Here is a 7,450-nt window from a genome sequence, read left to right as displayed (position 1 = left end):
TAATATTTCCTAATTAAAATGTTTAATGCAAAATTACATGTATTTAAGTATATATTTATATATTTAAGTATATATTTATATATTTAAGTATATATTTATATATTTAAGTATATATTTATATATTTAAGTATATATTTATATATTTAAGTATATATTTATATATTTAAGTATATATTTATATATTTAAGTATATATTTATATATTTAAGTATATATTTATATATTTAAGTATATATTTATATATTTAAGTAGTATATATTTATATATTTAAGTATATATTTATATGTTTAAGTATACATGTACTTAAATATGTCTTACATATTTAAGTACATGTATACATGTATATATAAATATATTTATATATACTATTAATTTTGCATGTTTAATTCATAAGTCATTTTTTTAAAAACTAGAATTTATTTTAAAGTGTTGATATTTTTAATTAAAAATTTTATAGTTTAATGTTTTCTTAATACTGAAGAAGTTTTAATATGTTTAAAAGAAAAGATATAGAAATTAATTATGGTCTTAATTATATTCAAAAAATTAGTATATTTTTTTTATTTCTAGTTCTTATATTGATAATTTTTTACTTCAAAAAAGTATATTCTGAAAGTTCTATTTATTTAGACAATTATGAAAGTATTATTCAACAAAATAATATTAGTGATCCAAGTTCAATTGTTAAATTTATTAAATTTATTCAAAACAATAAAAATAGTATTGATGGATCTTTAGCTGCCTTACAATTATCTAAAATGTATGTGTATAAAAATGATTTAAATAGTGCTTTATTAATATTGAAAAAAAGTTTAAAATATACGCCTGATGTTAATATTTTTAATATGATGATATTGAATATTTCTAGGATAAAATTTCAATTATTTCATAACACACAAGCTATAAAAATTATCAATTTAGTTTCAGATAGTTCCTGGGAAAGTTTCAAAAACGATCTTAAAGGAGATATGTTTTTTTTATTAAATAATAAAAAAATGGCTTTTTTATCATGGAAAAAAAGTTTAGATTTTCAAAGTGATTTGGAACTAAAAGAAATAATTAGTATGAAGTTAAATAGAATTAAAAATGAGTATTAGTAAAAACTATTTTAGATAAATAATAATATTTTTCACTTTGTAACGTTTAAGAGGTAATGTGTTATGGTTCCTTTAGTTGTGTTAGTTGGAAGAACTAATGTTGGAAAGTCTACTTTGTTCAATAAGTTAACTTGTTCAAAAGATGCATTGGTATCCAATGTTCCAGAATTAACTCGAGATCGAAAATATGGATATTTAAGAATTCAGAATAATGTAATTTCTGTTATTGATACAGCTGGGATAAATGATAAAAAAAAAATATAGATAAAAAAATATTTGAACAAGTTTTATTTTCTCTTGAAGAAGCACATTTGATTTGTTTTATAGTTGATGCCAGAGATGGATTAGTCCATGAAGATTTAAATATTGCAAAAAAAATCAGAAGATATAAAAAAGATGTGTTAGTTGTAGTTAATAAAATAGATGGATTAAATTTTGATTTAGTAAAATTAGAGTTCTATTCATTAGGATTTTCTAATATTCATGCTATTTCAGCTACTAATGGAATAGGAATTAAAAATTTAGTTCAAGATCATTTTTTACGTTTATTGAGTGGCTCTTTTAAAAAAAATAAAGTAATTGCTTTAGATTCTTATTTTTTAGAGAAAAGAAAAGAAAATATAGCATTAAGTAATAATTTTAATATTATAAAAATTGCTATTGTTGGAAAACCTAATGTAGGGAAATCTACTTTAGTAAATAAGCTACTTAATACGAATAGAATGATTATTGATGATCAACCTGGAACTACTAGAGATAGCATTTGGAGTAATGTTGTATACAAAAAATATAACTATATTTTTGCTGATACAGCAGGAATTAGAAGAAAAAATAAAGTTACCGATTTTATAGAACAATTTTCAGTTAAAAAATCATTAAATTCTATTAAATTTTCTAACGTTGTTATACTTATGTTGGATGCTACAGATGTTATATCAGATCAAGATATAATATTGTTTAATTACATTATTAATTATGGATGTGGAATTATAATAATATTTAATAAATGCGATCAATTGTCTAAATATGATAGAAAAAATCTTGTCAAATCTAAAAAATTAAAGATTATGAATATTGGAATGGTTCATTTTATTTCTGCTATGAATGGATTAGGAGTGAATAAAATTTTTACATTAATAAACCAAGTATTTCATAGTTCTATGAAAAAATTAAGTACTTCAACGTTAACTGAAATTATGAAATTAGCTGTAGAGAAACATCAACCTCCTATTGTTAAAGGTAATAAAATTAAGTTAAAATATGCGCATGTAGGAAAGCAAAATCCATTAACTATTATTATTCATGGAAAAAAATTAAATTATTTATCATGCGTTTATAAGAAATATATTTCTAATTATTTTAAAAAAGAACTAAATTTAATAGGTAATCCTATACATTTCTATTTTAAAAATAATAGCAGTTCTTTCTTAAAGTAAATTTTTATAAGATATATTAGATTTTGTGGAATATGTTTTTGCAATTAATAATCTAAATTTTTTCATAACTTTTTAAATGAAATTAAATTATATTATAACAAATAACTATATTTTATTCAAAAAGTTTCATAATTAATGTTATGAACATATATTGCAATGATATAACAGCTTTTAATAAAATATTAAAATTGATTTATAGTATATACAGGAATTTCAATTTCTACATCTTGATTCATGATTTTAGCTTGACAACTAAGTCGACTATCCAATTGAACCCCCCATGCTTTATCAAGTATATCTTCTTCTTCTTCTTGACAGATTGATAAAGAAAAATATCCTTTTTTTATAAAACAATGGCATGTAGTGCATACACATGCTTTATTACAGGCATGTTCAATGTTGATGTTATTTCTTAATGCAATATCTAAAATAGTTTCTCCTTTTTTAGCGTGAAAAACTCCACCTTTTGGTAGCAATATTTTATGAGGTAAAAATGTGATTTTTGGCATATTATAGTTATATAGTTATATTTTTAAAAAATATTTTTTATTTTAAGTTATTGTTTTTGTTATGTTAAATACTGGAGATTTATTTAATCCATAGGTAGACTTTATTAATATATTTTTTTCAATGTTTGTTGATTTTATTTTGGCTGTTACTGATAGTAGTCCATCGACATCTATTTGAAATTTTACAATGATAATTATTTTTCCAGCAGGTTTTTCTGGAATTCCAGTTAATACAAATTTTGATAAAGACTCACAGTCTTTGACTAAATTTTTTTCACCTTGTAAAATATGAATTAATATGGATTTTTGTTTATCCTTAAAAGTAGTGAATTCTCGAGTTTGTGATATGGGAATTTTAGTATTTTTAAAAATGATTTTTTCAACTACATTTCCCATTACTTCAATTCCTAATGATAAAGGAACTACGTCTAATAATATAACATTATTTTTTTTGTTTTTTTGAGTTAACATATTAGCTTGAATAGCAGCTCCTATTGCCACAACTTGATCTGGATTAATTGAAAATAAAGGAGTTTTTTTAAAATATTTCATGACATGTTGTCTTATTGTGGGAATATAAGTAGATCCTCCTACTAAAATAATGTGATCGATATTCTCAACGAGAGTATTAGCTGCTTTTAATGTATGTTTACAAATAGCTAATGTTTTTAAGACTATAGGTTGAATTATATTATTGAATTCCATTCGAGTAATACAAAAATTATGTGATTTAAATGTAGCAGTAACATAATGTTTGGAACTTAATTGAATTTTAATAGATTGAGCGAGATGTAGTAGTTCTTTATTCAAGGATATATCTTCTGAATGAAATGATATTATTTTATTTTTAATGTAATTCAATAATGCATAGTCAATATCTTCTCCTCCCAAATTAGTATTTCCAGAAGTGGATAACACTTCAAAGATATTTTCATTTAAGTTAAGTATGGAAATATCAAACGTGCCTCCTCCAAGATCATATATTGCGATAGTTCCTTTTTTGTTCAAATGCAATCCATAAGCAATTGCAGCTGCAGTAGGTTCGTTTAATAAACGTAATACATTTAAATGCGCTAATTGTGCTGATGTTTTTATTTCTTGTCTTTGTATATCATTAAAATGAGCTGGTACAGTAATCACTATTCCGCTAATTTGCTTATTAAATATAGAATTTATACGTTTCTTTAATGTTTTGAAAATTTGGCTAGATACGTCAACAGTTTTTATTATAGTATTATTTATGATAAATGAAACTATATTATTTTTATCATTTTTAAAATTATATGGCAAATAAGGATATAGTGTTTTGATTTCTTTTAGCGGGCGTCCAATTAAACGTTTTATTGAAGTAATTGTATTTATAGGATCACTTATAATCATTTTTTGAGCTTCCCATCCAACAATAGGTTTAACATCATTATAGTTGACTATTGAAGGTAAAAGAACACGGTTTTTTTCGTCAGAAATAATAATTATATCATCCAATATAGTAGTTGCTATTAAGGAGTACGTAGTACCGAAATCAATACCAAATGACATAGTACTATTATCTATATTTATTCTTGAATTTTTATTACAATTTCTAATTGTAATCATAATTTTTCCTTTTTAGTTTGTAGTTATTTACTCATATTTCAGTTCGTTTAGTTTATTTTCAAATTTTTTATAAAATAGCAGTTTATATAATGTTATTCCTGCTAGTTTCCATTTTTTTTCATTGAACATTAACTCTAATTCTAATAAATAATGTTTTTTTTTATGTTCAATTATATTAGAAAGATAATGTAACTCTGCTTTTTTCTTTTTTGTTTTTTTTATCGTATCTAATTTTTCATACAATTTTAGTTGTTCATTAAGAAAAATGTTTTGAGATAAGTTTTTTTGTTCCTTTTTGAAATTATATGAGTTTAAAAATAATAAATATTCAGCTCTTTTTAATGGATCTTTAAGAATATGGTAACCTTTATTAATATGCATAGATTTGTTTAAATAGTTTTTATGTTTATGTGTAGAATTATTATATTGTGCGTCGGGATGATATTTTTCTTGTAATTCATAAAATTTTAATAAAAGGTTTTTTATGTCAATTTTAAATTCTTGAGAAATATTGAACAATTGAAAATAATTCATATATTTGTTCCATTTAAATATGTTTGTTGTTGATTTCTTTTAAACGTGTTGAAATGAATTTGAAATTTTCAACACGTTTTATTTTTTAAGTTTATTTTAGGTAGTTTTTATGAAATTATTTATTTGTTTTCTTGTCTCGGTAATCAGCAATAGCTGCTTTAATTGCATCTTCAGCTAAAATAGAACAATGTATTTTCACTGGAGGTAAATCTAGTTCTTTTGCAATATTAGTGTTTTTTATACGCGAAGCTTCTGATAATGATTTTCCTATAATCCATTCTGTTATTAAAGAACTAGAAGCTATTGCAGATCCGCATCCATAAGTTTTAAAACAAGCATCTTTGATAATTTCGTTTTCATCTACTTTTATTTGTAATTTCATAACGTCTCCACATGCTGGAGCTCCTACTAAACCACTTCCTATATTAGGATCTGAATTTGAAAATGAACCTACGTTTCGTGGATTTTCATAGTGATCTAGTACTTTTTTACTATACGCCATTTTATTTTTCCTATTTTTAAATAATTAAAATTAATTATGTGTCCAATTTACAGAATCTAAATTAATTCCAGACTTAAACATTTCCCATAGTGGTGATAAATTTCTCAAGCGATTAATAGCTTTGTGTACCGTTTGAATAGTATAATTTATTTCTTGTTTGGTGGTAAAACGTCCAATTGAAAAGCGAATAGAACTATGAGCTAATTCATCTTTTATACCTAAAGCTCGCAAAACGTATGACGGTTCTAAACTTGCAGATGTGCACGCAGAACCTGATGATATTGCTATATTTTTTAATGCCATAATCAAAGATTCACCTTCTACATAATTAAAACTAATATTCAATATATGTGGAGCTCCATGTTTCATGCTGCTATTTAAATATACTTCTTCAATGTTTTTTAAGCCATTCCATAAATAGTTCCGAAGGTTTGTTAAATTTTTATAATCATTATTAATGTTTTTTTTTGCAAGGTAATATGCCATACCCATACCTGCAATTTGATGTACAGGTAGAGTTCCTGATCTCATACCTTTTTCATGCCCTCCTCCATGAATTTGCGCAGACAATCGTACGCGTGGTTTTCGTCGAACATATAGTCCTCCAATACCTTTAGGGCCATATATTTTGTGTGCAGAAAATGACATTAAATCTATTTTTAATTTTTTAAGATCGATATGTAACTTGCCTATACTTTGGGTAGCGTCTACATGGAATATTACTCCATGATGAGCACAAATATCAGATATGTTTTGTATATCTTGTATTACACCTGTTTCATTATTTACATGCATAATAGAAACAAGTATAGTTTTTTTATTAATTTTTTCTTTTAGTTCTTTTAAGTCAATCGTCCCACTTTTTAGTGGACTAAGATATGTTACATTAAATCCTTTACTTTCTAAATATTTACAAGGATCTAGTACTGCTTTGTGTTCTGTTTTGCTAGTGATAATGTGATTTCCTTTTGTTTTATAGAAATCTGCGATACCTTTAATAGCTAAATTGTTTGATTCAGTAGCACCTGATGTAAAAATTATTTCTCTAAAGTCTGCATTAATTAACTCAGCAATTTGGTTTCTTGCAATGTCAACTGCTTCTTCTGCTTTCCATCCAAATTGATGTGAGCGAGACGCTGGATTTCCAAATGTACCGTTTAATGTTAAAAATCTCATCATTGTTTCCATTACTTGGAATTCCATTGGTGTAGTTGCTGCATAGTCTAAGTAAATTGGAAGTTTCATTACATATTACCTATTGTTATAAATATTAAATTATATCTATTGGTTTTTTGATAATTAATATTTTAGTTAAGTTTTTTTAATTACAAAAAATATTCTAGATATTTTTAATAATAAAGAACATATTAAAAATAAATAATTAGTGAATTTGATAGTAGCAAATGCTAACCTATCAAAATAGGTTGATTCTAGACTTGAATTGTATTTAATAGTATACTAATATTTCATAAAACATTTTTTAGTTATTGTAATAATTTTAACATATTAATTTAGGGGTGTAGTTCAATTGGTAGAGCATCGGTCTCCAAAACCGAAAGTTATGGGTTCGATTCCCTTCACCCCTGAAAATAGTTATTCAAACATTTTTTATAAATCATCATGATGAGTTTTAACTGAAATATTACTTGACAATATTTTTAAAAATATTTTTTTCATTTTTTTAAAGTGATATTTTTCTTAATGTATTTATCAATGATATTTTGCATCAGATTTGCGAAAATATTGTCTATCTATTTTGAATATTTTATATCTACTT

8 protein-coding genes and 1 tRNA gene are annotated in these 7,450 nt (G+C 23.9%); 4 read left to right on the top strand and 5 right to left on the bottom strand.

Going from position 1 to position 7,450, the window contains the following annotated elements:
• Positions 1–490 precede the first annotated feature (490 nt).
• The 3 genes from U0T55_02815 (at position 491) to der (ending at position 2,532) form a co-directional block, all read left to right on the top strand.
• Positions 491–1,096 carry a tetratricopeptide repeat protein gene (locus U0T55_02815; GenBank protein ID XBC42820.1) on the top strand — a complete coding sequence of 202 codons (606 nt, stop codon included), beginning with the start codon at positions 491–493 and terminating at the stop codon, positions 1,094–1,096.
• 63 nt (positions 1,097–1,159) lie between these two features.
• Positions 1,160–1,360, top strand: a complete 201-nt coding sequence (locus U0T55_02810) for a GTPase (GenBank protein ID XBC42819.1) — start codon at positions 1,160–1,162, stop codon at positions 1,358–1,360.
• A gap of 47 nt (positions 1,361–1,407) precedes the next feature.
• Positions 1,408–2,532 carry a ribosome biogenesis GTPase Der gene (gene der / locus U0T55_02805; protein XBC42818.1) on the top strand — a complete coding sequence of 375 codons (1,125 nt, stop codon included), beginning with the start codon at positions 1,408–1,410 and terminating at the stop codon, positions 2,530–2,532.
• A 182-nt stretch (positions 2,533–2,714) separates the two neighbouring features.
• On the opposite strand, the gene fdx is transcribed toward der, so the two are convergent.
• From fdx to U0T55_02780, 5 genes are all read right to left on the bottom strand, one after another.
• Positions 2,715–3,041, bottom strand: coding sequence for an ISC system 2Fe-2S type ferredoxin (fdx, locus tag U0T55_02800; protein ID XBC42817.1), 327 nt, complete (start codon positions 3,039–3,041; stop codon positions 2,715–2,717).
• A gap of 42 nt (positions 3,042–3,083) precedes the next feature.
• Positions 3,084–4,637, bottom strand: coding sequence for a Fe-S protein assembly chaperone HscA (hscA, locus tag U0T55_02795; GenBank protein XBC42816.1), 1,554 nt, complete (start codon positions 4,635–4,637; stop codon positions 3,084–3,086).
• A 27-nt stretch (positions 4,638–4,664) separates the two neighbouring features.
• The gene (gene hscB / locus U0T55_02790; GenBank protein ID XBC42815.1) at positions 4,665–5,171 is read right to left on the bottom strand and encodes a Fe-S protein assembly co-chaperone HscB; all 507 of its coding nucleotides are present in this window, start codon (positions 5,169–5,171) and stop codon (positions 4,665–4,667) included.
• A 115-nt stretch (positions 5,172–5,286) separates the two neighbouring features.
• A complete protein-coding gene (iscU, locus tag U0T55_02785; GenBank protein ID XBC42814.1) occupies positions 5,287–5,673 on the bottom strand; it encodes a Fe-S cluster assembly scaffold IscU in 387 nt (128 codons plus the stop codon).
• Between the two features lie 30 nt (positions 5,674–5,703).
• Positions 5,704–6,918, bottom strand: a complete 1,215-nt coding sequence (locus tag U0T55_02780; GenBank protein XBC42813.1) for an IscS subfamily cysteine desulfurase — start codon at positions 6,916–6,918, stop codon at positions 5,704–5,706.
• Between the two features lie 268 nt (positions 6,919–7,186).
• Here U0T55_02780 and U0T55_02775 point away from each other — a divergent pair.
• Positions 7,187–7,259: transfer RNA gene (locus U0T55_02775), tRNA-Trp, on the top strand.
• Positions 7,260–7,450 lie beyond the last annotated feature (191 nt).

Origin of the sequence: Buchnera aphidicola (Kaburagia rhusicola ensigallis) (assembly GCA_039830025.1) — a bacterium.
In the GTDB taxonomy this organism is placed as follows: domain Bacteria; phylum Pseudomonadota; class Gammaproteobacteria; order Enterobacterales; family Enterobacteriaceae; genus Buchnera_B; species Buchnera_B aphidicola_AW.
The sequence above is the reverse complement of the archived record's forward strand: the minus strand, read 5'-3'. Positions and strand labels throughout refer to the sequence as shown.

Bases quoted from the DNA above. Each gene is read 5' to 3' on its own strand.
- U0T55_02810 (XBC42819.1), top strand. From the start codon at position 1,160: ATGGTTCCTTTAGTTGTGTTAGTTGGAAGAACTAATGTTGGAAAGTCT.
- iscU (XBC42814.1), bottom strand. From the start codon at position 5,673: ATGGCGTATAGTAAAAAAGTACTAGATCACTATGAAAATCCACGAAAC.
- hscB (XBC42815.1), bottom strand. From the start codon at position 5,171: ATGAATTATTTTCAATTGTTCAATATTTCTCAAGAATTTAAAATTGAC.
- U0T55_02815 (XBC42820.1), top strand. From the start codon at position 491: ATGTTTAAAAGAAAAGATATAGAAATTAATTATGGTCTTAATTATATT.
- U0T55_02780 (XBC42813.1), bottom strand. From the start codon at position 6,918: ATGAAACTTCCAATTTACTTAGACTATGCAGCAACTACACCAATGGAA.
- hscA (XBC42816.1), bottom strand. From the start codon at position 4,637: ATGATTACAATTAGAAATTGTAATAAAAATTCAAGAATAAATATAGAT.
- fdx (XBC42817.1), bottom strand. From the start codon at position 3,041: ATGCCAAAAATCACATTTTTACCTCATAAAATATTGCTACCAAAAGGT.